This is a genomic window from Methylophaga sp. UBA1464 (assembly GCF_002325665.1).
Classification (GTDB): domain Bacteria; phylum Pseudomonadota; class Gammaproteobacteria; order Nitrosococcales; family Methylophagaceae; genus Methylophaga.
Window position 1 is genome coordinate 16,176 of record NZ_DCSO01000012.1, and the last position, 908, is coordinate 17,083.

The following is a 908-nucleotide window of genomic DNA, read 5'->3' on the forward strand; positions in this document are numbered from 1 at the left end:
GCCCCGGCAGCGGCATATTGCCATGCCATAACACACCATCCATATCGATGATGAATCCACTCAGGTTGTTGATTGTCTGCATGATTACCTGCTTATTAAATAATGTTAAGTTAACTGAACCGGCAAAAAGCGTCGCATAGAACAAAATAGACTGTCCAGTAATGAATGATCGCGAAAATCGTGTAAAAGCCGGAAAAATTGACATAAATGAACGTTGTGCTTTATAGTCTGCGAGCGTATTTTCAACGTATAACTACAAACTAAATCAATTATTAGGAGCATGTCAGCATGGCAAAAGCACTTATCCAAATGGCTCTGGATTCTCTGGACTTCGATCAAACTCTCGCATTGGCAGAACAAGTTGCCCCTTATGTCGATATCCTGGAAGTCGGTACACCTTGCATTAAGTATAATGGCTTGGAAATCGTCACTGCCCTGAAAACCAAATTCCCTAACAACCTGATCCTGGTTGACCTGAAAACTATGGATGCTGGTGAATATGAATCAACACCTTTCTATGAAGCGGGTGCTGATATTTGTACTGTTCTGGGCGTATCTGACAAAGCAACTATGGGCGGCGTTATCAAAGCAGCCAATGCTAACAATGCAGAAGCTCAAATTGACTTGATCAGCGTTAAAGACAAAAAAGCTGTTGCAACTGAAGCCGCTAAAAACGGTGCGCAAATCATCGGTGTTCACACTGGTTTGGATGCACAGGCAGCTGGTCAAACACCATTTGCTGATCTGCAAGCAATCGCTTCATTGAATCTGGGTGTACGCATTTCTGTTGCTGGTGGTCTGAACAAAGACACCATCCAGAAAACAATTCAAGCTGGCGCAACAATTGTTGTCGTTGGTGCTGCAATCTACGGTGCACCATCTCCAGCAGAATCTGCTAAAGAACTGCG

2 protein-coding genes are annotated in these 908 nt (G+C 43.6%); one reads left to right on the plus strand and one right to left on the minus strand.

The features are described from left to right. Positions 1-205, minus strand: a 205-nt coding sequence (locus tag B3O33_RS01060; RefSeq protein WP_292362756.1) for a hypothetical protein, incomplete at its 3' end; no start/stop codon positions are given. Positions 206-288: 83 nt separating this feature from the next. On the opposite strand from B3O33_RS01060, the gene hxlA reads away from it, so the two are divergent. Further along, the coding region (gene hxlA, locus B3O33_RS01065) for a 3-hexulose-6-phosphate synthase (protein ID WP_292362757.1) at positions 289-908 on the plus strand (620 nt) is incomplete at its 3' end.